Source organism: Clostridium phoceensis, assembly GCF_001244495.1.
In the GTDB taxonomy this organism is placed as follows: Bacteria; Bacillota; Clostridia; order Oscillospirales; family Oscillospiraceae; genus Lawsonibacter; species Lawsonibacter asaccharolyticus.
Map to the genome: position 1 here is coordinate 11,819 of NZ_LN866272.1, position 26,280 is coordinate 38,098.

At 53.9% G+C, this 26,280-nt stretch carries 24 protein-coding genes, 1 tRNA gene and 1 pseudogene; 18 read left to right on the forward strand and 8 right to left on the reverse strand.

Annotation, left to right across the window (positions count from 1 at the left end; translation table 11 throughout):
* The 6 genes from BN1969_RS00235 to BN1969_RS00260 form a co-directional block, all read right to left on the reverse strand.
* On the reverse strand, window positions 1-219 hold a 219-nt coding region (locus tag BN1969_RS00235), incomplete at its 3' end, for an insulinase family protein (protein WP_147576940.1).
* 158 nt (window positions 220-377) lie between these two features.
* Window positions 378-977 (reverse strand): sugar-transfer associated ATP-grasp domain-containing protein, encoded by a 600-nt coding sequence (locus BN1969_RS17400; protein ID WP_187120320.1) that lies wholly within the window; start codon window positions 975-977, stop codon window positions 378-380.
* Window positions 978-1,346: 369 nt separating this feature from the next.
* Window positions 1,347-2,348 (reverse strand): acyltransferase family protein, encoded by a 1,002-nt coding sequence (locus BN1969_RS00245; RefSeq protein ID WP_050622455.1) that lies wholly within the window; start codon window positions 2,346-2,348, stop codon window positions 1,347-1,349.
* A 68-nt stretch (window positions 2,349-2,416) separates the two neighbouring features.
* Window positions 2,417-4,567, reverse strand: coding sequence for a polyribonucleotide nucleotidyltransferase (locus BN1969_RS00250; RefSeq protein WP_050622456.1), 2,151 nt, complete (start codon window positions 4,565-4,567; stop codon window positions 2,417-2,419).
* A 214-nt stretch (window positions 4,568-4,781) separates the two neighbouring features.
* The gene (gene rpsO, locus BN1969_RS00255; RefSeq protein ID WP_008982127.1) at window positions 4,782-5,048 is read right to left on the reverse strand and encodes a 30S ribosomal protein S15; all 267 of its coding nucleotides are present in this window, start codon (window positions 5,046-5,048) and stop codon (window positions 4,782-4,784) included.
* A gap of 250 nt (window positions 5,049-5,298) precedes the next feature.
* Window positions 5,299-6,189: a LysR family transcriptional regulator gene (locus tag BN1969_RS00260; protein WP_050622457.1), complete on the reverse strand. Its 891-nt coding sequence runs from the start codon at window positions 6,187-6,189 to the stop codon at window positions 5,299-5,301.
* Window positions 6,190-6,521: 332 nt separating this feature from the next.
* Here BN1969_RS00260 and BN1969_RS00265 point away from each other — a divergent pair, with 332 nt between their 5' ends.
* From BN1969_RS00265 to BN1969_RS00310, 11 genes and pseudogenes are all read left to right on the forward strand, one after another.
* Window positions 6,522-7,958, forward strand: a complete 1,437-nt coding sequence (locus BN1969_RS00265; RefSeq protein WP_050622458.1) for an aldehyde dehydrogenase family protein — start codon at window positions 6,522-6,524, stop codon at window positions 7,956-7,958.
* A 445-nt stretch (window positions 7,959-8,403) separates the two neighbouring features.
* Window positions 8,404-8,480: transfer RNA gene (locus tag BN1969_RS00270), tRNA-Arg, on the forward strand.
* 380 nt (window positions 8,481-8,860) lie between these two features.
* Window positions 8,861-9,241, forward strand: a complete 381-nt coding sequence (locus tag BN1969_RS00275) for a hypothetical protein (RefSeq protein ID WP_050622459.1) — start codon at window positions 8,861-8,863, stop codon at window positions 9,239-9,241.
* Window positions 9,242-9,339: 98 nt separating this feature from the next.
* Complete coding sequence (locus BN1969_RS00280; protein ID WP_050622460.1) at window positions 9,340-10,167, forward strand: ParA family protein; 828 nt, start codon at window positions 9,340-9,342, stop codon at window positions 10,165-10,167.
* On the forward strand, window positions 10,121-11,089 hold the full coding sequence (locus BN1969_RS00285) for a ParB/RepB/Spo0J family partition protein (protein ID WP_050622461.1): 969 nt from the start codon (window positions 10,121-10,123) through the stop codon (window positions 11,087-11,089). Before BN1969_RS00280 ends, BN1969_RS00285 begins: the two co-directional genes overlap by 47 nt.
* Window positions 11,090-11,336: 247 nt before the next feature.
* Window positions 11,337-12,257: an LPXTG cell wall anchor domain-containing protein gene (locus BN1969_RS00290; protein WP_050622462.1), complete on the forward strand. Its 921-nt coding sequence runs from the start codon at window positions 11,337-11,339 to the stop codon at window positions 12,255-12,257.
* A gap of 6 nt (window positions 12,258-12,263) precedes the next feature.
* Window positions 12,264-13,061 (forward strand): class D sortase, encoded by a 798-nt coding sequence (locus BN1969_RS00295; protein ID WP_050622463.1) that lies wholly within the window; start codon window positions 12,264-12,266, stop codon window positions 13,059-13,061.
* A gap of 210 nt (window positions 13,062-13,271) precedes the next feature.
* Window positions 13,272-13,529, forward strand: a complete 258-nt coding sequence (locus tag BN1969_RS18390) for a hypothetical protein (RefSeq protein ID WP_242850249.1) — start codon at window positions 13,272-13,274, stop codon at window positions 13,527-13,529.
* Window positions 13,530-13,718, forward strand: a complete 189-nt coding sequence (locus BN1969_RS18395) for a hypothetical protein (protein ID WP_242850250.1) — start codon at window positions 13,530-13,532, stop codon at window positions 13,716-13,718.
* Between the two features lie 99 nt (window positions 13,719-13,817).
* Window positions 13,818-14,222: pseudogene (locus tag BN1969_RS00305) on the forward strand (thioester domain-containing protein); the annotation flags it as partial.
* A gap of 722 nt (window positions 14,223-14,944) precedes the next feature.
* The gene (locus BN1969_RS00310) at window positions 14,945-15,289 is read left to right on the forward strand and encodes a hypothetical protein (protein ID WP_050622465.1); all 345 of its coding nucleotides are present in this window, start codon (window positions 14,945-14,947) and stop codon (window positions 15,287-15,289) included.
* A 745-nt stretch (window positions 15,290-16,034) separates the two neighbouring features.
* Here the strand turns inward: BN1969_RS00310 and BN1969_RS16875 are convergent.
* A complete protein-coding gene (locus BN1969_RS16875) occupies window positions 16,035-17,123 on the reverse strand; it encodes a LacI family DNA-binding transcriptional regulator (RefSeq protein ID WP_077138656.1) in 1,089 nt (362 codons plus the stop codon).
* A gap of 347 nt (window positions 17,124-17,470) precedes the next feature.
* Here BN1969_RS16875 and BN1969_RS00320 point away from each other — a divergent pair, with 347 nt between their 5' ends.
* The 7 genes from BN1969_RS00320 (at window position 17,471) to BN1969_RS00350 (ending at window position 24,994) form a co-directional block, all read left to right on the forward strand.
* Window positions 17,471-18,367, forward strand: coding sequence for an alpha/beta hydrolase (locus BN1969_RS00320; protein WP_050622467.1), 897 nt, complete (start codon window positions 17,471-17,473; stop codon window positions 18,365-18,367).
* Between the two features lie 12 nt (window positions 18,368-18,379).
* The gene (locus tag BN1969_RS00325) at window positions 18,380-18,832 is read left to right on the forward strand and encodes a TRAP transporter small permease (protein WP_050622468.1); all 453 of its coding nucleotides are present in this window, start codon (window positions 18,380-18,382) and stop codon (window positions 18,830-18,832) included.
* Window positions 18,833-18,843: 11 nt separating this feature from the next.
* On the forward strand, window positions 18,844-20,127 hold the full coding sequence (locus tag BN1969_RS00330) for a TRAP transporter large permease (protein WP_050622469.1): 1,284 nt from the start codon (window positions 18,844-18,846) through the stop codon (window positions 20,125-20,127).
* Between the two features lie 218 nt (window positions 20,128-20,345).
* A complete protein-coding gene (gene aroA / locus BN1969_RS00335) occupies window positions 20,346-21,647 on the forward strand; it encodes a 3-phosphoshikimate 1-carboxyvinyltransferase (RefSeq protein WP_050622470.1) in 1,302 nt (433 codons plus the stop codon).
* An 18-nt stretch (window positions 21,648-21,665) separates the two neighbouring features.
* Window positions 21,666-22,430: a type I 3-dehydroquinate dehydratase gene (gene aroD / locus BN1969_RS00340; protein WP_050622471.1), complete on the forward strand. Its 765-nt coding sequence runs from the start codon at window positions 21,666-21,668 to the stop codon at window positions 22,428-22,430.
* A gap of 16 nt (window positions 22,431-22,446) precedes the next feature.
* On the forward strand, window positions 22,447-23,340 hold the full coding sequence (aroE, locus tag BN1969_RS00345; protein ID WP_050622472.1) for a shikimate dehydrogenase: 894 nt from the start codon (window positions 22,447-22,449) through the stop codon (window positions 23,338-23,340).
* A 115-nt stretch (window positions 23,341-23,455) separates the two neighbouring features.
* Window positions 23,456-24,994: a carboxylesterase/lipase family protein gene (locus BN1969_RS00350; protein WP_050622473.1), complete on the forward strand. Its 1,539-nt coding sequence runs from the start codon at window positions 23,456-23,458 to the stop codon at window positions 24,992-24,994.
* A 912-nt stretch (window positions 24,995-25,906) separates the two neighbouring features.
* On the opposite strand, the gene BN1969_RS00355 is transcribed toward BN1969_RS00350, so the two are convergent.
* A partial coding sequence (locus BN1969_RS00355) for a helicase C-terminal domain-containing protein (RefSeq protein WP_272867217.1) occupies window positions 25,907-26,280 on the reverse strand: 374 nt, incomplete at its 5' end.

The following is a 26,280-nucleotide window of genomic DNA, read 5'->3' on the forward strand; positions in this document are numbered from 1 at the left end:
CCCGCCGATGGCGTCGGTCTCCCGGGCCAGAGCGCCAGCGTCCCTCCGCTGGGTCCCCTTGAAGGACATGTGCTCAATAAAGTGGGCCGCGCCGCTCTCCGCGGCGCGCTCGTGGCGGGAGCCGGTGCCCACAAAGAACCCCAGGGCCGCAGTGCGGGCTCCGGGGACGAATTCGGTCAGCAGCTTTGCCCCGTTGGGCAGGGTAATGGAACGGTACATAGATCTCTCCTTCGAAAAGATTGACTGCGGGGGAGGCAGCCACCTATCCTGGCAAGTCTTAGACAGTCTATAACAGAATGGTCGGAAAATCAAGAAAAAAGACGAAAAGAAGGGCGCGGGGGCCGAAAATTCGGCCTCCGCGCCCGGGCAGAAGGCGGTCAGCCCCGCAGGGCGCTGTTCCACAGGCGCTTGAGTCCCTGCATCCCAGCTGTCTGCATGATCTGCACACTGGGATAGGCATTGCCCTCGATAAGCACAGGACCCTGGGCGGTGACGGCCACGTCCCAGCCCACGATGATGGCGTTGGGGACCAGGGTCACCGCCTCCTCTACCGTCTGGCGCACCTGTTCCCACTGGGGGACCTGGAAGCCGGGGATAGTCAGGCCGGTGGTGGGGTGGAGGAGGAAGCGGTGCTCCATCAGATCGGCCCCCTGGGTGGTGACGATGCCGGTGTCCACGTCCAGGCCGGCGAAAATGCCTCCGGAGCAGCCGTTGTCCACAAAGCCGCCGCCCACCCCCATGCGCAGGACGGCGGAGCAAAGCTTTCCCCGGATGGTGAGGGCCCGGACTGTATTCACCGAGCTGGGGTGGAGGGCGGCCATCTCCGGGCACTGCTCCAGCAGCTCCTCGGCGATCATATCCTGGGAGGTGAGCCGCTCCCACACCTGATCCGTTTGGAGTGATGGTGCACAGCTCCACGCCGTGGCCGCCGGAGTCAGTGCGGGGCTTGATGATGCAGCGGGGATGGCGGTCCGCAAAGGCGTCGAATTCCTCCCGGCTGTTCCGGCACACCCGGCCGATCCAGTCCCGGTGCACATAGGCCTGGAACCGGTCCAGAAAGCGGTCCTTCTCCTCAAAGTCGGCGAAGGCGGTCTGGGGGTTCTTGCGGTGGATATCCCGCATGTCGTACAGGGTGACGAATTCCGCCCGGCCCCGGCGGTTGCGCTCATAGAAGTGGTAGAGGAAGTAGTCGGCGATGGTGCAGCGGTGGACCAGAAAGGCCCCCAGATAGCTGAACATCAGCCAGGTGCGGGAGTAGCCCAGCTCCTGGATGGGGTAGCGGCCCATCTCGTCGAAGCGGTCCAGCAGACGTTTGATCTTTCCCATAGTGCGGCCTCCTTTGCGGATCAATTGGCCCGGCGGGCCTGGATGCGGCGCATCCCGGCCTCCACCCCCCGGTGGAGCAGGATGCCCAAAAGGATATTCAGGAAAAAGGCGAGGAAATAGTAGGGGCCAGTCCCCAGAGGGAGCCAGCTGCGCAGCAGGGCAGTCTCGGAGAAGAGGCTGACGTTGAGCAGATAGATCTCCAGACTGTGCTCCCCCACCAGCCGCAGTCCCCGGCGCAGCCATCCCAGGGGCAGGTGTTCAAAGCAGGCGCAGCCCGCCAGGCACATGGGGACGGTGGTGAACAGAAACAGATGGCACATGGGGAGGTGGGGGACCTCCAGCCGGGGCAGGGCCGCGGCCAGGTAGCACAGGCCGGCCGCCAGCCACAGGGTCCAGAACAGCAGATCACGCCTGCCCAGCCGGCGGTCCTCCCACACATAGAGCCCCACCAGCAGCCCCAGAAAAAAGATGGGGAAGCGGTAAAAGATGTCCAGGTAGTGCCAGTACTCGTCCTGGATCAGCACGTGGCACACAGCCACTGCCGCGGCACCGGCCCCTGCCGTCCACAGCACCCGGTGCCTGGAGCGGCGCAGCCGGCGGAAACACCAGGGGGTGAGGACATAGAAGAGCAGGATGCCGGACACATACCAGTTGAAGGCCCCAGGGGCATGGACCCAGTAGGCGAGGAGGGTGGAGTTCCACACCAGGGCGGAGAGGGGGGCCTGTCCCCGAAGAATGAGGAAGAGGGTGTAGGGAACCATCACCACAAAATAGGCGGGGAGGATGCGCCGGGCCCGGCGCGCCAGAAAGGCACCGTATTCCTGCTCCCGGCGGCTCAGGGAGAGGGACAGCCCCATGGCGGAGAGCAGGATGAAGATGTCCACCCCGCCGAAGCCCGCCGCCCGAAACAGGTCCAGCCCGGGGATGGGGAAGGTCAGATCGGCGGCATGGAACAGCATCACCCAGAGCATGGCGGCCCCCATCAGCTCAGAGCGATATTTGCTTAACACAGAATAGCCCATAGCTTTGTCCCCATCAGAAAAAGGCGGCGGAGTGCCCGCACTCCGCCGCCAAACTCACGTGTGGATAGTTATTTCACGCTCTCACCGGCGGCCTGCTTGGCTTTGATCTCCCGCAGGGCGTCCTTGTAGGACAGGTTGACCCGGCCCTTGTCGTCGATGTCGGTGACCTTGACCCAGATCATGTCGCCAATATTGACCACATCCTCTACCTTCTCCACCCGGCGCTCCGCCAGCTTGGAGATGTGGACCATACCGTCCTTGCCGGGGGCCAGCTCCACGAAAGCGCCGAACTGGAGGATGCGGACCACCTTGCCGTAATACAACTGGCCCACCTCGGGGACGAAGACGATGGTCTCAATCATCTTCTTGGCGGCGTCACAGGCCTCGGCGTTGGGGGAGGCGATGTGGATGGTGCCGTCATCCTCAATGTCCACCTGAGCACCGGACTCGGCGGTGATCTTCTGGATGACGGAGCCGCCCTTGCCGATGACCTCCCGGATCTTGTCGGGGTCGATCTTGATGGTGATCATCTTGGGGGCGTACTTGCTCACCTCGGGCCGGGGGGCGGCGATACAGGGGAGCATGATCTCGTCCAGAATGGCGTACCGGGCATCCCGGGTGATGTCCAGGGCTTCCTTGATGATCTCGTGGGTCAGGCCGTCGTTCTTCAGGTCCATCTGGATGGCGGTGATGCCCGCCTTGGTGCCTGCCACCTTGAAGTCCATCTCACCGTGAAAGTCCTCCACGCCCTGGATGTCGATGAAGGTGGTGAAGCCGCCGTCGTCGTCCTGGATCAAACCGCAGGAGATGCCGGCGACAGGGGCCTTGATGGGCACGCCGGCGTCCATGAGGGCCAGGGTGGAGCCGCAGATGGAGCCCTGAGAGGTGGAGCCGTTGGAGGAGAGCACCTCGGAGACCACGCGGATGGCATAGGGGAACTCATCCTGGCTGGGCAGCACGGGGAGCAGGGCCCGCTCGGCCAGAGCGCCGTGACCGTACTCCCGCCGGTTGGTGGAGCGGGGCGGCTTGGCTTCGCCCACGGAGTAGGGCGGGAAGTTGTAGTGGTGCATATACCGCTTCTCGGTCTCTTCCCAGATGGTGTCCAGCTTCTGGGAGGCGGCCAGGGTGTTCAGGGTGCACACAGACAGGACCTGGGTCTGACCGCGGGTGAACAGGCCGGAGCCGTGGACCCGGGGCAGCACGCCCACCTCGGCGGCCAGGGGACGGATCTCGTTTTTGGCGCGGCCGTCCACACGGTGGCCCTCCAGCAGCCATGCCTTGACGATCTTCTTCTGGAATTTGTAAGTGAACTCCTCCAGGTACTGGTCCATATCCGGATACTCCTCCAGATACTTCTCGTGCCAGTGGTCGATCATGGCGTTCCAGCGGGTCTCCCGGACATTCTTGTCGTCGGTATCCATGGCGGCCTTGGCCTCGTCCATGAAGTCGGCCACGATCTTGTCGAACAGCTCCTGGTTGAACTGAGCGTGCTCATACTCCATCTTGGGCTTGCCGATCTCGGCAACGATCTGGTTGATGAAGGCCACCTGCTTCTTGATCTCCTCGTGGGCCTTCACGATGCCGGCGTACATGATCTCGTCGGGGATCTCGTCGGCCCCGGCCTCGATCATGACCACCTTCTCAGCGGTGGCGGCCACAGTCACGTCCATGCGGGAGGTCTTGCGCTGCTCCTGATTGGGATTGAGGACGATCTGACCGTCCACATAGCCCACCTCCAGGCAGCCGATGGGGCCGGCGAAGGGGATCTCGGAATAGCTCACACAGGCAGAGGCACCGATCATGGCGGCCACCTCGGGGGAGCAGTCGTAGTCCACGCTCATGACGGTGCACTGGATGCACACGTCGTTGCGGAAGTCGTAGGGGAACAGGGGGCGCATGGGCCGGTCGATCAGGCGGCTGGCCAGCACGGCGGGCAGAGAGGGACGGCCCTCCCGGCGCATGAAGGAGCCGGGGATGCGGCCCACGGCGTACAGCTTCTCCTCAAAGTCCACGGACAGGGGGAAGAAGTCCACCCCGTCCCGAGGGCGGGGGGAGACGGTGACGGCCACCATGACGGTGGTCTCGCCATATTTGACCATGGCGGAGGCGCTGGCCAGCTCGGCCACCTTGCCCACCTCGATGGTCAGGGGACGGCCGCACAGGTCCATGGTCCAGCTCTTGAACTTGGGGAATTCCTTGTGCTTGATGATGGTTGACATGTCTACACTCCTTTGTTGAAGTTTTTTGTCCCGGAGGTGGAATACCAGCCCTTTAGCACTTGAATCCGGGTCTGAAGGAAGGCCCTCCTCATGCCGGCGCCCGCCCGCTTCAGGCCCGGATTCAACTGCTAAAAAAGCGGCATTGCCCTCGGGAAAAGTTGGTCTCAGATGGGAAGAAAGGGTGGCGCAGGCGCGCCACCCCTTATTCAACAAATTACTTACGGATGCCCAGCTTGGCAATGATAGCGCGGTAGCGCTCGATGTCCTTGGCCATCAGATAGTCCAGCATCTTGCGGCGCTTACCGACCATCTTCAGCAGGCCGCGGCGGGAGTGGTTGTCCTGCTTGTGGACCTTCAGGTGCTCGGTGAGCTCGTTGATACGGGCAGTGAGGATGGCGATCTGGACCTCGGGGGAGCCGGTGTCCGTGGGATGGGTGCGGTTGGCCTCGATCACGGCCGTCTTTTCGTCCTTGCGGATCATGGGAGATTCCACCTTTCCAATGATTTGCCCAAAGGGCTGCGTAACAGGTGGGTGAAGCCCCGGGCTCTTGTCCGGGCCGTACCCTGAAACGAAGCGGATGGGCAGGATGACGCATGATTCCATGCTGAGATACTATATCATAGTTTGGCCCGGCTGTAAAGGAAAAAATCGGGGTTTTTCGGAAATTTTCCGCGGTGTGCCGGGGAGAGAAAAAACACCGGAGGTCCGGGCGGACCTCCGGCGGAACGGTTCATTCCGGGATGGAGTAGTGCTCCACGATATAGTCCCGCACCCTCTGGGCAGCGGGAGACATGGGGCGGGAGCGGGACCAGGAGAGATAGACCGTGCGGACAAACTCCTTGTCCTGGTCAGAGATGGGGATGATGGACACCTTCTCCGTGTCCATGGCTGGAACCTGGGGAAGCACTGACACCCCGAATTTCAGGGCCACATACTGGAGGGCGGCGTTGCACTCCCGCACCTCGAACACCACGTTGGGCACCGCGCCCCGCTGGGCGAAGATGCGGTCCATCTGGGTGCGCAGGCTGCTGGGCTTGTCCAGCATCACCTGGGGCTCCCGGGCAAAGTCATCAAAGGTGACGGAGTGGCGGGCAGCCAGGGGGTGGTCGCTGGGGACCGCCAGATACAGGGGCTGACGCATGATGATGACCGATTCGGCCCAGTCATCCCGGTGCATCCCGAAGGCCATATCCAGCTCCCCGGCCTTCACCTGGTTAAAGATATCAAAGGAAGGGCCCTCTGTAAACTGGAAGCGGATGCTCCGGTTGTCCTCCTCCCGGTAGAAGCCCTCCACCAGCGCAGGGATCAGGGAGGCGGAGATGCTGTGGAAGTAGCCCAGCTTGGCTACTTGGGGCAGATTGCCCGCCATCTGTTCCAGAACAGCGGCCCCCTCGTCCAGCAGGGCCAGGGAACGCTGCACATAGGGGAGAAACTGTTCCCCATAGGCGGTCAGGCTGATCTTCCGGTTCTCCTTCTCGAACAGCTTGACCCTCAGTTCCTTTTCCAGCTCGCTGATGGAATAGCTGAGGGAGGGCTGGGAGATGTGCAGCTCTTCCGCCGCCCTGGTGTAGTGCAGGACACGGGCCAGGACCTGAAAATATTGGAGCTGAAGCAAAGTCAAGAAGTCCACCTCCCTGCATGGTTTGGCGAAGCCGGAGTCGAGCCTGAGGGAGTCGATTCCTGGTGCCGGGTCTAATTTAAGGACATATTATAAAGATATTCTATTCCGGGGCCGGTGTCAAGCATAACCATTGTCCCTTCGGGGGAAAAGAGAGGAAAAATCATCCATATGACAGAAAAAAGGCCAAAGAATGAAAAAGTTTTTCATAAAATGCCTCTATCATTTTCATTGAAATGAAGTATTGGACGGGAGAGGAAGAAGTGGTATAATGGCGACAGTAAGGAAAGCTGGACGGAGGTCCGGCAAATAATAAGGAAAAGGAGATCATTACAATGGCGAAAGAAGTCACTCCTGAGCAGATCGAAATGCTGGACGGGATGGTCGCTAAGGCCCGCGCTGCGGCGGAGATCATCGCCACCTATGACCAGGAGCGCGTGGACCGGCTGTGCCAGGCGGTCGCCGCTTCTGTGATCGACATGAAGGTTTGGGCGAACCTGGCTGACGAGGCGGTGGACGAGACCGGCCTGGGCGACAAGGTGACCAAGCGGAACAAGCGGAACAAGCTGAAGCTGATCCTGCGGGACTGCCTGCGTCAGAAGAGCGTGGGCGTGATCGAGGAGATCCCTGAGAAGGGCATCGTGAAGTATGCCAAGCCTGTGGGCGTGATCGCGTCCCTGGTGCCCACCACCAACCCCTGCCTGACCCCTGCCGGCCAGGTGATCTACGCCATCAAGGCCCGTGACGTCATCATCTGCAGCCCCCATCCGCGCGCGAAGAAGACCACCAACAAGTGCATCAACATCATCCGTGAGACCCTGGTGCGTGAGGGCGCTCCCGCCGACATCATCCAGGGCATCGAGGAGCCCAGCATCACCCTGACCCAGGAGCTGATGAAGCGCTGCGACCTGGTCATCGCCACCGGCGGTCGTCCCATGGTCAAGTCCGCATACTCCTCCGGTGTGCCGGCCTACGGCTCCGGCGCCGGCAACGCGACTGTCATCATCGACAACACCTGCAACACCCCCGAGCGTCAGGCTGAGGCTGCCATGAACACCCGGATCTCCAAGTGCTCCGACTTCGGCTCCGGCTGCTCCTGCGACGGCAACCTGATCATCCACGAGGACGTGTACGACGGGTTCGTAGCCGCCCTGGTGAAGGAGGGCGCTTACCTGGCCAACGAGGAAGAGGCTGAGAAGCTGAAGGCCGTCATGTGGGACGAGGCGGGGCACCGTCTGCCCAACACCGTGGCCATCAGCCCGCAGAAGCTGGCGGAGGCCGCTGGGTTCGAGATCCCGGCTGACCGGAAGTTCATCGCTGTGACCGGCGGCGGCATCGAGAACGTGGGCAAGGAGCACTTCTTCTCCAGCGAGAAGCTGACCACTCTGCTGACCCTGTTCAAGTACTACGGGGAGTTTGAGAACGCGCTGACCATGATGCAGGCCATGTTCAACGTGGGCGGCAAGGGCCACAGCTGCGGCATCTACTCCTTCGACGACGACCACATCCATCGTCTGGGCATGTGCGCCCCCGTGTCCCGCATCATGGTGCGCCAGCCCAACAACCGCGGCAACTCCGGTTCTTCCACCAACGGCATGCCTCCCACGTCTTCCATGGGGTGCGGCACCTGGGGCGGCAACATCGTGTCCGAGAACATCTGCCTGAAGCACTACATGAATACCACCTGGGTGGCCCGTCCTCTGCCCGAGGATATGCCCAGCAACGAGGAGCTGTTCGGCGAGTTCAACAAGCCGGACATGGACGTGGAGTGATCTGAGAGCCAGTTCTGATCCATTCCGTGCCGGCCCGGCCGGGCCGGCACGGTTTTCCAGAGAGGCGGCGCGAGGCCGCTGAAAGGTCCAAGGCGGAAAGCCGAGGCCGGGGCCCCGAAGGGGGCCGCTGACCTCCGTTTCCATCGCTACCCCTGTACAGAAGGCCGCCGGACATGCCTGCCAGTCGGCAGGCCGGGGCCCGGTCCCCTTTTGTATTGTCTCCTTCTTCCCACAAACGCCCGGTCCTTTCGGACCGGGCGTTTGTGGTGTTTGCGGAAGATCGGCGTTGACAGAAGGGGCAGCTTGCGTTAAAATAAAGCAGATTCTTATGCGCCCGTAGCTCAGTAGGATAGAGCGACCGCCTCCTAAGTAGGGAACAGAGCGCCCCACTCCGGGGATACAAGCGTACCATTCCGAGTTCGATTTCAATCGGGTAATTTCATAGGCCCGCGTAGCTCAGCTGGATAGAGCGACCGCCTCCTAAGCGGTAGGCCAGAGGTTCAAATCCTCCCGCGGGTGCCATTAGTAGCACAAAATCTTCGGGTTTCCAGAAGGTTTTGTGCTTTTTTTATAACTTTTTGAAAAATGAGGGAAACCACTGTATTTCTCACCTGAATGGTGGGCGCTCAATCCGTTATTTCTTGCTAAGCACTGTTACCCCCAAACTCGCCTTGAACTACATACCATCTTCCTCCGAAACCTTGCTAATCAATTAGCAAGGTTTTTTTGCTTTTCTACCGAAAAAAGAGAACTTTTGCTAATCAGGCAAAAAACCAGCATCATCCTCTGCTAATGGGAAAATGGAGTGGTTGTCAGTTTAAATATTTTTGCCCTGCCCAAAAGCCTACATAGCCGTCTAAAATTCTTTTGACAGCTATGATTTTACAGTAGGAGGAAAAATCATGAATTGGAGAAAAGTCGAAGTGCAGAACAGTGAGAGTCAAATCAAGACGCTGGTTGGTGATGTTCGCAGCGCCGCCAACAAGAGCATGGAGGCCCTGTGGAACGCTTTCATGGAGGTGGGGGACCCGGACATGTTGCGGGCCACAGAGAGGGCCCTGCTGCTCATGGTGAGCCACAGCGACTATGCCGGGGCCATGAAGGTGCTGGAGGGCATCTACGCCCTGGTGGAGATCGCGCCGCCGGAGGACTTCACCGACTGCCAGCAGTACCCCGCGTTGGCGCAGATGTTCATGGAGGAATTTTTGGCGGGGAGCGAGGACTTCATCTTTGACGCTGGTATGGAGAATGTTCTGGCATTTCTCACAGACAAGGGTCAGTGACCCCAAGTGGACCGCTGGCCCGCTTTACATGGCTGTTGTGCTGGGCAAGCGCTGTAAACCGGCTATGACTATAACCGAAGAAGAGGAGGTAGTAGCCCATGGACAAGTGCAAAGTGATTGCTGTTACCAATCAAAAGGGCGGTGTTGGTAAGACGACCACGGCGGTCAATTTAGGTGTGGGACTGGCGCGGCAGGGGAAAAAGGTGTTGTTGGTGGACGCAGATCCCCAGGGAAGTCTTACAGTGAGCCTGGGTGTGAAGAACCCGGACGAGTTGGAAACGACCATCTCTGACCTGATGCAAATCGTTGTGGACAATGGTATCCTCTCACCACAAGACAGGGGCATTTTGAAAAATATTGAGGGTGTCGATCTGGTGCCCTCCAACATCGGCCTGTCCAGTTTTGAGGTAAGTCTTGTGAACACCATGAGCCGGGAATTTGTGTTGCGTAGCTACCTGGGCACGGTCAAGCGGGATTATGATTACGTTCTGATCGATTGTATGCTCTCGCTGGGTATGCTGACCATCAACGCTCTGGCAGCGGCGGACAGTGTTCTTATCCCATGTCAGGCTAACTACCTGTCCACCAAGGGCTTGAAGCTGTTGTTGGGATCGGTGGCCAAGGTACGGCGACAGATCAACCCATTGCTGAAAATCGATGGCATCCTGCTGACCATGGTGGATAGCCGTACCAACAATGCAAAAAGCATCATCGCGGCCCTGCGGCAGACCGGACGTGATCTCCGGGTATTGAATACGGAGGTGCCTTTCTCTGTCCGGGCGGCAGAGTGTAGCGTAGAGGGTAAGAGCATTTTCGCCCATGACAGCAAAGGGAAGGTAGCTGCGGCATACACCGCGCTGGTAAAGGAGGTGATCGCCCTTGAACAAAGGAACCGCAATCGACCTGGGGCTGAACGAGGCTTATAACGACCTATTCTCTACCCAGGAAGACCGGGACAACGCCCAGCGCAGCTATGTGACCGACCTGCCTGCCGCGGAGATCAGCGACTTTCCCAATCACCCATTCAAGGTGCGGATGGATCAAAGTATGGTGGAACTGGCGGACAGTGTAAAGCAATATGGCGTCCTGGTCCCATCGCTGGTCCGTCCCATGCCGGACGGCAGCTATCAGATGGTGTCCGGCCACCGGCGCAAGCGGGCGGCGGAGTTGGCGGGCCTGCCCACGGTGCCCTGTATCATCCGGGAACTGACGGACGATGAGGCCATCATTGTCATGGTGGACAGCAACCTTCAGCGGGAACAGATATTGCCGTCAGAAAAGGCAGTTGCCTATAAAATGAAACTGGACGCGATGAAACGGCAAGGGCAAAGAACGGATTTGACTTCTCCACCACTGGTGGAGAAGTTATCTGGGAAGGCAGCTTTAAGTACGGCTCAAATTGGAAAGGCCGCTGGTGAGAGCCATGAGCAAGTACGCCGCTATATCCGCTTAACCAACCTTATCCCGGAATTGCTGGACATGGTGGACAATTCTGTGCTGAAAGAAGCCGGCAAGTTGCAAATGGCCCTGCGCCCCGCCGTGGAGCTATCCTATCTGCCGGAGGCCGAGCAGACCGCCTTGCTGGAGGTCATGGAGGGAGAAATCCGCACCCCATCCCATGCCCAGGCCATCAAAATGCGGAGCTTTTCCGAGCATGGCAAGCTGAACCCGGATGTGATCCTCTCCATCATGCAGGAGGAAAAGCCCAATCAGGTGGAGCAATTCAAAATTCCCAGGGAAAGGATCAACAAGTTTTTCAAGCCGGGGACGCCTGCGCAGAAAATTGAGGATACTATCGTGAAGGCTTTGGAGCTGTACCGCAAGCGGCAGAGGGAGATGGAGCGATGAACCTTACGCCCAGGGGAAAGTCTGCCCTTTTGCGGCCACAGTATGCCTGCCGCTCTCCCCCCTCTCACACTCTCTCCCCGAAACCTGCTGTTCCAGCTGAAAAGAAAGGCTTTGTCTATCCTTTTTCAGCCGGTTAAAACCTTTGGAGAACAGCGCGCAAGAAAACCGAACACAGGTATTGTCGGACCTCATGGCGTGCCATGAGGATTTTTTGTGCCTAAAATCAAAAACATGGAGGTAGTTTTTTATGAAGCGGAAACCCCTGACCCACGCGGCCCGGCTCATGTGCGTCCTGGCGCTTTCCATGTGTCTGGCCCCTGCCGCCCTTGCCGCCGACCCGTCTGAACCCACACAGCCGTCACCCTGCTATCCCACCGCAGTCACCCGGAGCGAGGATGGTACTGAGATCAGGAAAATGTATGACCTGGGGCCGGAGGATGACCCCGGCAGCATCCCACGCTCCGACTTTGAACAGGACGGCTACCACTACACCCTCACGGACCTGCTGAAACAGGAACTCCCCGCCAACGAGAGCCGCCAGCACATGGAAACCGTGTCCGTGAACAGCAGGAGCAAGGACATGGGCGCGGTGCTGGCTTTGCTGCCGCAGACAAAGGAGTTTATCACGGAGGATGGCCTGTCCGGGGTGCTGACCCTGAAACTGGATACGGTGAAGGTGGAGGTGGCCGAGTATGGCAGCTCCACCAAAACCGTGACCGCCACCCGCACCTACCCCGGCCTTGCCAGTCAGGACACGCAGTATATCCCCAAAACTATTCAGGACGGCGGAAATTCCATGACCCTCCAGGCTGTGGACTGGCAGACCGAGGGAGACAGTCACTTTACCGCTATGGCCTCCTACTCCGGCTCCGCCACCAGCTCCTATGTGAAGGGCTATACCGTCACCGCCGACTACGCGGGCACCGTGAGCCGCATCAATCTGAACAAAATCCGCTATGTGGCGATCTTCGAGGGCACGGCCCTGGACCCCGCCCCCGGTGAGAACACCGGAGATATTTCCGACCCCAGCGCCCCGCCTGACCAGACTGATCCCACCGGGCAGGAGGCCCAGACCGGAGAGAAGAACAGCGTTCTGCCGGTTGTGGCCGTTGTCGCGGCGGTGCTGCTTGGCGGCGGGGCGTTCTACTTCATCAAGCGACGGAGGTAATACGATATGAAGAAACTGACCATGCTTTTGTCCCTGCTGTGCCTGACCGCGGCCCTGGCTGTTCCCGCCAGCGCGTTGGAATACGACATCGCCGCCCCCGGTGACCCGGAGTATGGTAAGCCGACTTCAGTGGAACCTGTTGTCACGGCGGACCGGGGGGAGCTTCCCAATGTGGATGCGAGCAAAAACGCGGCTCTGGTCCCGCCCGCCTTTGGCAGCCCCACCGCCTACACCCCGAATACCGGCACTCCGCTGACCCCCAATCTGGCCCCCGGCTATATGCTGGGCGATGGTGCCGTTATCAACGGCAGCGCCGGCACCACCGTCGCTCCGCCCGATTATTCCGGCTTCCCCAGCGGCGGCACATCCAGCGTCCTCCCCACCACCGGCTTCACAGAGGTCACATCGGACCTCTACTATCAGGGCGGCTACCTGGCGACCCTGAAAATCCCCAGCATTGATGTCAATGTGAAGGTCTATGAGGGGACGGGAAGCTCCGTGCTGAGAAAGGGAGCGGGCCATTTTGAGGACACCAGCATTTGGGTCGGAAACATCTGCGTGGCTGCCCATAACAGGGGCGTGAACGCCCACTTTGGGGAGATCCACACGCTGGATGTGGGAGATGAGATCATCCTGACCACCAAGCTGGGCAAGCGCACCTACGCCGTGACCAGCGTGAACAAGATCAGCGAGATGGAAAATTCCCTGCTGTCCCCCACTGCGGAGAACTGCATCACCCTCTTTACTTGTGTCCGCAACCAGAGCGCCTACCGCTGGGCGGTCCGGGCCGTGGAGGTGCCATAACTCACCCGCTGAAAAGAAGATCGCACCTTAGATAGTTTATGCCTCCCTATGGTACGGTTGGGATAGCAACACCCCATTCCAGGATCGAAAACAGTATGAAATGCACGATTTCTGCGCCGCATTGACACTGGCGCTGTCCCTGCCTGCCCATGCTTTGGAGGTTTCCACGGACCAAGAGGAGGCCGCCGCCCGGCTTCAGCTTCAGGGCTGATGTCGGGCGATGAGCACGGCGACCTGAATTTGGACAAGGCGCTGACACGGGCAGAACTGACCTGCCTGATTAGTCCCATCGTCCTGAACCCGAAACACGTAGCCTGGGAGAAGGATCGGTACACCCGGATGTGTACTACCAACTTTTCCGGTGTGCCGGAGTGGGCTCAGGTGGCTGTTGGCGTATGCGCCTCCATGGGAATGATGGCCAGGCATGGGGACGGGCGGTTTGGCCCCGGCAATCTAGTCAGCCCGTAGATGGCATGTACCGTTATGCTCCGCTACCTGGAACGGGACAGCTGGGAATGCGATACCGCCTGTGAGAAGGTCGTGGAGCTGGTGCTGGCCTTAGCCAGCACCCTGGAAGGCGACATGATCACACGGGGAGATATGGCGATCCTGCTGGATGGTTCGCTGGACTATCTGGAGTATCTTCAAACACTGTAAAGAAACTTGAACGAAAACTGAATAAAGCCGCAAGCGGTCCTGGTGTCCAAGCACATCAAGGGCCGCTTATTTTATTGTAATAGGAGGCATACGCACGATATGAAACAGAGAATCTTATCGTTTTTTCTGGCTTTGCTGACCCTTTTTGGCCTGTTTTCTACCGCCGCCTTTGCCGCAGACACACCGGAGGCCGCCCTGGGCGAGGTGAACATCTACAACGGCGAACATGAACTGGACTATCTTTCCATCAACGGCGCGGTCAAAAAACAGGTCTATACCTATTTTCTCTATGAGTCCAACAACGGTATTCAAAAAGAATCTCCGGCGTACTGCGTCAACCCGACTACCCCCGGCGTCCCCCAGACCGTAGGCCCCGGCGAGAGCATCAAGTATCTGGCTGATGAAACGGCCAGCGACCCCAAGGTGGTGGGCATCATCTCCAACGGCTATCCCCACCGCAGCCTGAAAGAGCTGGGCCTGGATAACAAATACCAGGCATATTACGGTGCGACTCGTTCTTAACTGAAAAGGTTAGGCACAAAGCTGAAAGGGAGGTGAATTAGATAGCTTTGGAGAACTGATAATCCGACAGGTGGAATGATGGAGTAACGTCCGGAAACGCCTGCCCTGAGACTCCGACTGGCGGTGTAAGCGGAAACGCTGACCGTCAGAAGCTCGGTGAAGTCGGCTGAGAGCAACCGTAAGGGTATGGATGCACACACGAAAGCTGTCCAGAGGTGGATGGTGTTGCCTATAGGTCGGGGGTCTATAAAATACCCATGGTGAGGATGTGCGGTGGAACGCACTGACGAAGCCCTGAATGTACGGGTCAAGACGAATGAGCCGCAGAAATGCGGTTGCCGCCTATGGCGGTGTGCGTTGGGACGAGTAAGAGTCGTTAGTATGAAACTCCCTGCGGCGTTACAGGCGCCGCCCAAGCGCACTGGCTTAAAGGGGCCACCTAAAGGTATATGCACAGATAGGAATATCGGAACGTGGAAAGGTTGGAGCATGGAGCGCATTGCGGCGCTGTGAAGTGCTGGCACGGAAAGCAGACTGTATAACGTGCCTTTATCCAACTGAGAGCGGTGCCACGACCGTTGAAGCTGCTGTAATGGCGGTGGAGGAACAGGCACCAGTCGGCTTTGAAAGCAAGAATAAAAGAACAGTATTCATAGGTTCGAGTATGACTAAGAAAGGCACACCCCAAAGGAGGTATGCCGACTATGACAGTGAAGAAATTGCAAAAGAAAGCGAAACTGCGCAACGCTGAATACTTCGGCTTGCAGGAGGTATTGGACAGGCTCTATGCCCAAAGTGCGGAAAACAAACGATTTACCGTGCTGATGGAGCTGGTGGCCGCCGATGAAAATATTCTGCTTGCCTACCGAAATATCAGCAAAAACAAAGGTAGCAAAACGGCGGGAATGGATGGGAAAACCATCCGCTACCTGTCAAAGTTCACGAATACAGCACTCATTCACTATGTTAAAAGACGGCTGAAGCAGTATCAGCCCCAGCCAGTACGCCGGGTAGAAATTCCAAAAGATGGCGCAAATAGGACAGACTGACTCCATAATGTTCTACAATCCAGTTCATTGACCGATGCTCTTCACGGTATAGTCGTATCATTTCAAGTTTTGCTTCTCTTGGATATCTGGGCATTGAGAAAGACCCCCATTCTGTTAGACACCATTTTACCATAGTGTCCAACAAAATGGGAGCCTTTCAGTTCCCAACCACGGCGGTTACTTCTGTAATCAAAGTAGGGTGCTAACCATTTGCTGATAGCGCCCTTTTCTGTATTTAGTATAAGGCCAAGGCGCCGATTTGTCAACAGGCGGGCCTGCGCGATCAGCAGAAGCCTCCGGTCCAGCCGGAGGCTTCTATTTGCATCTCAAGTATGTCCCTCTTTACAAAACTAACCAAAAGTATCCAGATGGGCCGGAGGCTTTTGGGTGTCAAGTTTCAATCACTTTCTTTAGAGGGAAACATCATAGAATCCTCACATGATTTAGATGGGCGATAAGGGGATATATCCTTTGTTGGGAGTGTTGTAGGAGCAGTAGGCGGAATGTTTTTGCGGGGTGTATTTCCTGTAGACTATTAATTAACCGTCACATTCTTGCGGCAATTCCGCATTTTAGGCCAATACACTCAGGAGCTAGAATGATATCACGCTTACTTCTGCACCTATCAGAAAAATCCAATACAAATAGTTCACCATTCACTATCAGCGCTATCCCTAAACAATCCAGTCCAATAAACTAGCTCACTTTGATATAGGCACATTTTCGGTGGAGAGTAAATATCATTTTAGTCTTTTTCCATATTTGCTTTGATTTTTTTGAGTGTGGACTGACGGATTTCCAAATTGACAGGGTAAACTATTTCACTTACCGCGCCATTGCGAATCAAACTGTTTAACTGATGGACCGCCGAACGCCCCAATTCATAATAATCTGAGGAAATAGTTGTGACGGATGGCTTACTGATGTTGGCTAAAGGGCCTCCGGTGAAAGAAATAATAGAAACATCCCTGGGGATGTCTATTCCTTGGGAAGAAAGGAAGCGAATGATTTGGATCGCAGCGTTGACCTGTGGAGCTAAGATGGCATCAAATTCAATCTGTTGTCCAAGGACACGCTGAATATTGAAAAGAAGAGTATCTTCAGATAGTCCACAGGGGATAAGAAGCTGAGAATCGAAATTAACCCCGCCTTCTTTTAACGCGGTCTGATATCCTGAAAACCGATCAAAAATAGAAAAGGATTCATGCGATTTGGAATTTAGAAGGTTAAAAATTTCTACGCTATCCTTATTTTCTAACTGTTCTATGGGCAGGTTTATCAACAAGGCTATACGTCTGCGGTTTAACCGCAGCAGATACTGTGTTGCTATATACCCTGTCGCAATGTTATCCACACAAACATGGGAGGCATGACTGTCGAAATTTCGCCGTCCAATAATCACATGAGGAAGCGTTTGAAATTGTGGAAAACGTGCTATTGGATTGTGTCCTGAAGTAGGAAGAAACAGAATCCCATCTATAAATGCGTTAGTCAGAGAATCAAAACATTCACTCTCAGTTTTCGGATTAAAGTCACTAATTTTTACGATTACATTTTGATCACACTGATCAGCTTCAGCAATAGCTCCCGCTACAATATCAGCATGGTAAGAATTCAAAAGCGAAGGAACAACGATTGCAATTTGATTTGCAGATTTCCGTCTCATGGCCTGTGCGGCCAAATTAGGACGGTAATTTAACTGAAGGGCAGCTGCCTTAACCTTTTCCGCAATCGCGGGGTCAACAGAACTCGAGTTACTAAAAACCCGAGAAACAGTCGCGATAGATACTCTGCAAAGTGCAGCCACATCTTTAATTGTTGTCTTTTTATCCAAAGTGGATTCACATCCTTTAAAGCGCATAGCCAAGGAAAAAACGCATTAGTTCTTTAACGAAACGATTTATTTACAATATTATTATACACATAAAATAATATTTTTCAAGATAAATAACAAAAATATAAAATAAATCAAAAAAATAAAAATCATTTCCCCTCCAAAGAAAACGATTTTAGAATATTTTTTCTATATTGCAGTATACACAAAAATTAGACAAAATATTTAGGCGAAAAAGCAAATATTTTATTGAATTCAAGAATTATATTGACATAATCTCAACTAAAATATATATTTTAACTCATGAAAACATTTACTCATAATATTGCGAAAGGATGATTAGCAAAATGAAAGTGGTTGATCTTGAACAATTCAAATCCGTCTTTCCAAATGTCACTTACGGAAACAAATCGAAAAGCGAGGTGATGGACATTATTCTGCCCGACGGAAAACCTCCATATCCAGTAGTAGTCTATGTTCATGGTGGCGGCTGGTTTTCAGGGACAAAATTAGTGGATTATATGGCCCCAATTTTTAAAATCATCAGTGCGGGCTATGCAATTGCCGCAGTGGAATATAGATTGTCTACCGAAGCAATTTGGCCGGCACAAATCCACGACATAAAAACAGCCCTTCGCTTTTTAAGAAAAAACGGCGGACATTATGGATTAAGCACTGAAAAAATTGCTATTTGGGGCAACTCAGCCGGTGCCCATCTTGCTCAAATGGCGGCTGCAGCTCCTAACTGTCAAGAACTTGAAGATCGCTCCATGGGATACGCAGAAGAATCAGATCATGTGGACATGTTAATTAGCTGGTATGGCCCGAGTAATCTTTTAACTGGTCATCAACAAACACTACAGCTATTCGGAGAAGAAAAGGTAGAAACACAAGCTATCCCCAAATTGTTAGGTGGGGCCCTAGACGAAAAAACCGAGTTGGCAGCTTCTGCCAGCCCTGTAAATTATGTAACATCCCAGTTTCCAAAGGCATTGTTTCAGCATGGTACAGCCGATGTATTGGTTCCATATCTGCAATCAAAGGAGATTACAGAAAAGATAAATGCATTGTGCGGCAATTCCCATGCGCTCTTAGAAATTTTTCCCGGAGAGGTACATGGTGGCCCAGCCATCAAGGCAGATAAAAATATCGTTCGCTGTATTCGTTTTTTGGATAACTTTTTTGAAATTAAGAGGGATTATGATGCAATTGCTTTACCAGAAATTCAATTAAAAGAAGTGTAAGGAGCAAATAAGATGTTCAACAAGTTTTTTGATAAATTTGAGGAATACGCTATTGCGGCATTGGTCATTATCGGAACAGCTGTCGTTATTTTTCAAGCGATTATAAAGTATTTAATACCAGATGCCGCAAAAGCAGCAGAAGAAATTTCCCAATATCTTTACTCTTATCTTAGCTTTTTCACATTAGGATACTGCATGAAATACAGTTGTGACCTGACAGTGTCGCTAATCCACTATAAAGGAAGGCTTCAAAAACTTTTGAATACGGCAATATTAGTCTTTTGTGGTGTTATATACGCCATTCTACTTTGGGGGGCTATTCAGGCATTTATCACTGCATCCGGTGCTGGCTCCGCATCTGGAATTCCACTGCGCTTCGTTGGATTTTCCGCCGTTTTGGGATATACAATTGGTTTATTGCGAATGATTCAAAAAATGATCCAGAAATGGAACAATAAAAATTAGGAGGGGCAATCATGGTATTTGCGTATGTATTGGGTATATTTTTAGCCTTGGTAATTGTTGCCGGAGCACCCATGGTATTAGGTTTTGGATCTGCGGCCCTGTTGCCTCTATTGATGGGAGTTGATACATATGATCTGATTTCGATTACAAACTGGACCATCGCGGGTAATAAAAATATTTATTTGGCCATTGCGTTCTTTATTGTCGCTGGCAATCTAATGTCAGAAGGAAAAATTGCTCAGAGAATTTATGAGTTTTTTGCCTATTTTCTTGGAGATAAAAAATCATTTCTCCCCATTTGTACATTGCTGACTGCCGCATTTTATGGAATGGTATCCGGCTCTGCCATTGCAGTAACTGCAGCTATCGGAACAATGTGTCTGCCCATTTTAACTCGTATTGGCTACGATAAGGTTTACTATACTGCAGTCCTGGCCTCCGCAGGTTGTTTAGGAATGATTATCCCTCCCACCTCTGTAGCTCTGTCCACCGGGGGCCTTACAGGAGCAAACATTACAGATACCTATAAGCTATGTATGGTTATTGGTCTAACATTGGCCGCCTCTCTAATTGTTTGTTCTTTAATTCATTGTCGCAAAGAAAAGAACCTAGATATGGATCTAATTCTGGCTGAACATTCGGAGCGTAAGGCTAACGGCCTGTGGTCAACATTTACTGATAGTATTTGGGCAATGCTGTCCCCAATCATCATTCTTGGAAGCATTTTCAGCGGCATTTTTACAGCAAACGAGGCAGCGGCAATTTCGGTTTTGTACTCCGCACTTATTGCTGTATATATTTATAAGACATTGACTTGGAAACAAGTTTGGGAAGTCATTTTAAAATCGGTAAAAACAATCGCTCCTTTGTGTATGGTATTGGCGATGGCCAATACATTTTCTTTCGCTCTGCCTGAAACTGGCATAAATGAGTGGGTTGCTGGATTGCTGGATAATACAACCTTCTCCGAACCATCGATTCTTTTCCTGGTTACCATTATCATTACATCTTTAACCGGATTTTTTATGAATGCGGGCAACATTATCATCCCAATCATGCTTCCCTGGGCAGAGCAAATCGGAACCAATCTGGAAGTCTGGACCACAATTATGACAGCAACTGGGAGCATTGCCCTGCTGACACCACCGTTTGGTTACGGCCTTATGATTATGGCACCTATGGCAGGCATTTCAATTGGCCGGCTCTTTAAGAAGGTCTTTCCTTTTTGGTTAATGATGACAGCAATTATTACCGTATTTGCAATAACTCCTGGCCTGATGACATGGGCGCTTTAACAGTATGCTCTTATTGAGGGCATTTGGAAAGAATCCCTAAAATTTAATGTGGCAGCCGTCCAAAAGCAACGGTGGGTGGCTGCCACATTTTTAATTTAATAAAACCGCAAAGTTAAAATTCACCTTCTATTAAGATATCCTTCAAGAAAGAAAACGACCGTTGCCCCCACTTTGTATCGGGTAAACGTCAGCAATTAAAATAGAAAGGATAATTGGTCATGTACGCATATTCTCACAGGGGTGCCCTGTCCGGCCAAATTGCCGTCCCCGGTTCCAAGAGCCACACTATCCGTGCTGTCTTATTTGGGATGCTGGCTGACGGTACCACCGTCATTCACAATCCCCTCCCCTCTAAGGACGGCCTGGCCGCCTTGGCTGCAGCCCAGTCTTTCGGTGCTCAGGTGGTAGTGGACGAGGATGCCAACACCTGGACCGTCACTGGCCTGAACGGACGGCCCAAGGTTCCCGAAAATATCATTGATACAATGAACTCTGGAACCACCACCAGTTTCGTTACTGGTATTTGCACCCTGCTGACCGATGGTTACGCCGTAATTACCGGCGATGAGCAGATTCGTCGCCGTCCTTGGCGGCATGAGACTGATGCTCTCACAGAACTAGGGGGCACTTGCATTCACACCCGGCCTAACTGCGACTGCCCTCCTCTGGTCATTCAGGGCCCCCTTCACGGTGGCGTGTGCCACCTGCCTGGCTTCAACAGCCAGCATATTTCCGGTATCTTGGCCCCTGCCGCTCTGCTTCCCGCCGGGGAAACTGTGGAGATTATTGTAGAAAATCCCTTGGAGGCCTCCTATGTTCAGCTCACCCTGGACTGGCTCAGGCGCTTCGGCGTAACCGTAGACAGCACCCCCGACTATAAGCACTACTATGTCAAGGGCGGTCAGAAACTCATCGCTTGTGACTGTCTGGTGGCCTCCGACTGGTCCGGTGTAGCCTTTCCCTTGGTGGCTGCGGTGTGCACCCCCTCTGAGCTGACCATCACCGGACTGAATTTCGAGGACAGCCAGGGCGACAAGGCCGTAGTGGATATTCTCATTTCCATGGGAGCAGACATCACCAAAGACCCCGCTAATCATTCCATGACCATCCGAGGCGGTAAGCCGCTCCATGGCGTGGAGATCGACATGAATCCCATTCCCGACAGTCTGCCCGCTCTGTCCGTAGCCGCCGCCTATGCCAACGGAGATACCCACTTCATTAATCTGGCTCATGTCCGTGTGAAAGAGACTGATCGAGTGGCCGTGATGCAGGAAGTACTCACCGCCTGTGGTGCCAGTGTGGATATTACCGCCGACTCCATGACTGTCCATGGGGGCAGAGCCCTCACCGGAGCCAGCGTCAACAGCCACGACGACCACCGGGTAGCCATGGCTATGGCCGTATGCGGCTTGTTTTCCGATGGCGAGATGGAAATCAGCAATCCCGAGTGCGCCGCGGTGTCCTTCCCCGGTTTCTTTGATATTATGAACAAAGCCGGCGCTGGCTTTGAACTGCGGTAATACAAGGAGTGTATGAATATGAAAACCGTTATTCTGCGTAATCTCGAAGTGGGTTCCGGTTCTCCCAAAGTCATTGTTCCTATTGTGGCAGTTTCCACCGAGGGTATCCTTGCCAAGGCGAAGGAATTTGCCAATTACACCATGGATGTGGTGGAGTGGCGCGTGGATTTTTACGAGGATGTGTTTGACACTGCCAAGGTCCTCTCCACTTTAAAGGCTCTGCGTGCCACTTTGGGTGAAACGCCCATTCTCTTTACCTTCCGTACTAAGAAAGAAGGAGGGGAGAAGAACATTTCCCCGGATGCCTATCTGGCGCTCAATACCGCTGTGGCAAACTCCGGCGATGCCGACGCAGTAGATGTGGAGATCTTCTCCGGTGACGAGCTAGTCCGGAAGGCCATCGACGCCATTCACGCTGCCGGCAAGGTCGTCGTGGGCTCAAACCACGACTTTAATGGTACTCCCAGCAAGTCCGACATTATTTACCGTCTGCGCAAAATGCAGGACATGGGTACCGATATCCCCAAGATCGCCGTTATGCCCAAAGGCCCCGCAGATGTGATCACTCTGCTGGATGCCACGCAGGAGATGGCAAACTGCCATGCTGATCGGCCTATTATTACTATGTCCATGGGTAAAGGTGTCATCACTCGTTTGTGTGGGGAATACTTCGGCTCCTCTATGACCTTTGGCGCCGTGGGGCAGGTATCCGCTCCCGGACAAATACCCGTGGAACAGCTCAAAACCGCTATGGATATCCTCCACCGTGGTCTGGCCGACTGAGAAAGGAGAGAGGTCTATGAGTGCACATGTAACTGGACATACCGGTCTTCTGTGTCTGCTGGGCAGCCCCGTGGCCCACAGCATTTCGCCTGAGATGCATAACGAAGCCTGCCGCCTGCTGAATCTGGACTATGAGTATCTGGCCTTTGATGTTCCCCCCGAGCAGTTGGAGACGGCGGTGAACGGTCTGCGGGTAATGGGCGTAAAGGGATTCAATCTCACCATGCCCGACAAGAACAAAATGGCCGAGCTGTGCGATCAGCTCTCCCCCGCCGCCAAGATCTGCGGCGCGGTGAACACCGTAGTCAATGAAAACGGGGTCTTCACTGGCTACACCACCGATGGCATCGGCTATATGATGAGCGCCAAGGACGCCGGGTGCGACCTGGTGGGCAAGCGGATGGTACAGCTGGGTGCCGGCGGTGCGGGTACTGCCATTCTGGTGCAGGCCGCCTTTGATGGTGTGGCGGCCATCGACGTATTCAACACCCGCGACGCCTTCTGGCCCCGGGTGAAGCATATTGTGGAGCAGCTCAACGAGCAGACTTCCTGCAAAGTCACCCTCCATGACTTAGTCGATCTAGAGAGCCTGCGCAGCTGTATTGCCCAGGCAGATCTGTTGCTCAACACTACTCCCGTGGGCATGAATCGGGTCCCCGGCTGTCTTATCCCGGATTCCAGCTACTTCCATCCAAATCTGACGGTCTCCGATGTAATTTACGAGCCTCAAGAGACTGCTCTGTTGAAAATGGCCCGAGAGGCAGGCCTAAAGACTTTTAACGGCATGTATATGCTCCTTTACCAGGGGGCAGCTTCCTTCAAACTTTGGACAGGATTGGAAATGCCTACTCAGGCTGTTAAAGAAAAGTATTTTATTCAAAATTTACGAGTGTTTAAACTAAAAAATTGAACATGTCAAGGAGGCTGTTTTCTCTCTCTTTTTAACAGCTTTAGCAACAAGCTGGGAAAAGACACCATTGGCTATCGTGTCTAAATCCGCTACCATATTATGGAGGGTAATTAAATTGGCGATCATTGAAACAACGGTGGAAACTGGGCGTGTCCGTGGTATTCGCGGCAATAATCAAGCGTTTAGCTTGTTTTTGGGGATTCCGTACGCTGCACCGCCAATAGGAGAGCTGCGGTGGCGGGCTCCGCAGCCCGCGCCGGCATGGGAGGGGACCCTGTTGGCAGGGGAATACCGGGAGATCCCTATGCAGAACCGGTTCCCTAAGGGATCATTTTTTCAGCGGGAAAGTTATCCAATAGAGCTTCCTATGAGCGAGGACTGCTTGTATATTAATGTTACCACTCCGGCTGAGTCCTCTGGGGAGAGACTTCCCGTCGCTCTGTGGATCTATGGTGGAGCTTACCGACGGGGCTTCGCCAATAAGTTGGAGACTGACGGAGAAGCTTTTGCTAAGCGAGGGGTTGTCTTCGTATCGTTTAACTATCGCCTTGGGGCCTTTGGATATTTTGCTCATCCAGACTTACGTAAAGAGGCAGTCCGTCATGTCTCGGGAAATTATGGACTTCAGGACCAAATTTTTGCACTGGAGTGGGTCTGTCGAAATATCGCCGCGTTTGGGGGAGATCCCGAACGGATTACCGTGTTTGGGCAATCTGCCGGAGCTATGAGTGCCCAGATGCTGACCAGCACTCCGATAACCCGGGGAAAGATTCAACGGGCTATATTTGAGAGCGGGGGCGGATTGGGCGGAATGACTGGACCAGGGCAGGCATCATCCGAACCAATGGAGGACATGGAGCGCAGAGGAGAGAAGTTCCTTTCCCGCTTAGGCGTAAATTCAATAGAAGAAGCGCGTCTGCTTCCTGCAGAACGGATTTTAGAAGGCTATACCGCCTTTGAGCAAGAAATTGGTATAGGCATTATTCCGTTCTGTCCTGCGGTAGATGGATATTATCTTTCTAAACCCCTTTACCAGACAGTGCTGGATGGGGATGAGCATGACATTGACTACCTGCTTGGCTGCTGTTCCAATGAAAGCAGTACCTGGATGGAAAAACCAGACAGGAAAGATCCGGAGGAGGCAGTGGCCATGTTACGCGGCCGCTATGGGGCAGAAGCGGAGCCAATCATTAGAGAGTTAGCGGCTGACACGCCGGAGGGTGCGGAGCAATATCTATTGGGTCAGATGACGCTGAAGATGTATCAAGGTGTGCTCAACTGGTGCGATTATCGAGCTAAGACGGGGAAAAAGGCATCTTATCTCTACATGTTCACCCGGGATGTCCCCGACCACCCTTTTGGGGGAACATACCATTCCGGAGAGCATATGTACATATTCCGGACCATCGCCCGATCCTGGAGAAACTATACTGGAGCTGACTATGAACTGTCCGGGCAGGTGTGCGACTATTGGACAAATTTTATTAAAACAGGGAATCCTAACGGCAACGGCCTGTCAGTATGGCAGCCCTATACCTGTGATGGGGAGAACTGTATGGCGCTGGATCAAAAATGCCATATGATGGCTTTCCCCAGAAACATCCTGCTGGACGCAGAGCAGGCGTTGCTGTTTCAATTATCAGAAGGATATTGATTTTCCAGGCGGCTGATCTCCTCCGGCAATCTGTCTAAATACTCGTTGCCCAACTTGGCACGGTACTGCTCTAGTACAGCCTGATGCTTGAACAGCTGCTGACGAAAGTCATAGCTTGGTGTCAATGCAACACAGTTGAATAGGAAAGCTCTTCGCTCCTTCAGCTGCCTGCGGCCAATTCATCCCAGACAGAATGCACAAACTGGTTTAGGAGCATCTGTTCCTGTTGGGACAGCTGTTCATGGAGGTTTCGATTTATCAGCAAAATGTAGGAATCAACGCTGGTCTTATCTGGCACAATGTATTTCAGCATATGGTACAACTGTAGGCGCAGGTATTAGTCGCATGTGCAGCTGACCGAATCGCAGTCTTTCTGACGCACCGCCAATGCAATTTCTTCCCTGGAAACGGGACAGACGTCAACATACAGTCCCTTCCACTACATCTGCTGAAAGACAGGGGCTGTGGCCGCAATAATGCGTCCAGACAGGTCAGATGCCGTTTCTGCCGGAGATGTAAGGCATAGAATTCGTTCATCCATGCCAAAACAGCCAAGGGTAAGAAAAGATTCCTGGGTTTTCATTTCATTCAACACGCCGTAATAGCTATCCTCCATCCAGCTGTTGAACAGGTCATGCCCCTGAACCAATCCGGGAAGATTCCAACATGCTTTTTAAAGGTTCGGCAAAACTTTGCACTGAGCTGAAGCCACTGCGGAGCCCAATATCAGAAATGGAAAGTTGGGACAATGTAAACATTAAACCGGAAAAATTTTTGTTTTTACCATTCCTGATTTTTAAAGCGGATATGCGTCAACTCGCTTAGATTTTTACTTGAGATACTAAAGAGGTTTAGACTCACTAGCAGGGCGGGCAGTTATTTCATAGAAATAACTGCCTGTTTTATCTTAATTTATATTTTACAGACCTTCTCATAAAATTCACGGACGACCTGAAGGTCAATAGTCCTGTTGTGGATCGGCAGGGCTTCCCAGACGATATCATGGTATCGCTCCGGTGGGTCATCCCGGAGACGCCGGTCGATGATGGAGATGGTGCCAGTATCCGTTTCATTTCGGATCAGGCGGCCGATACCGTGCTTGAGGTGGATGATTATCTCCGGTACGCTGACCTCCATCAGGGGATCATTCGCAATCGACGCCTTATAGTCAATGACCGGATCGGGTACAGGAAAGGGTAGGCGGAAAATTATCACATGGGAGAGGCTTTTACCTTCGATACTGATCCCCTCCCGGTAGGCACCGGTGCCCAGTAACACGGAATTTG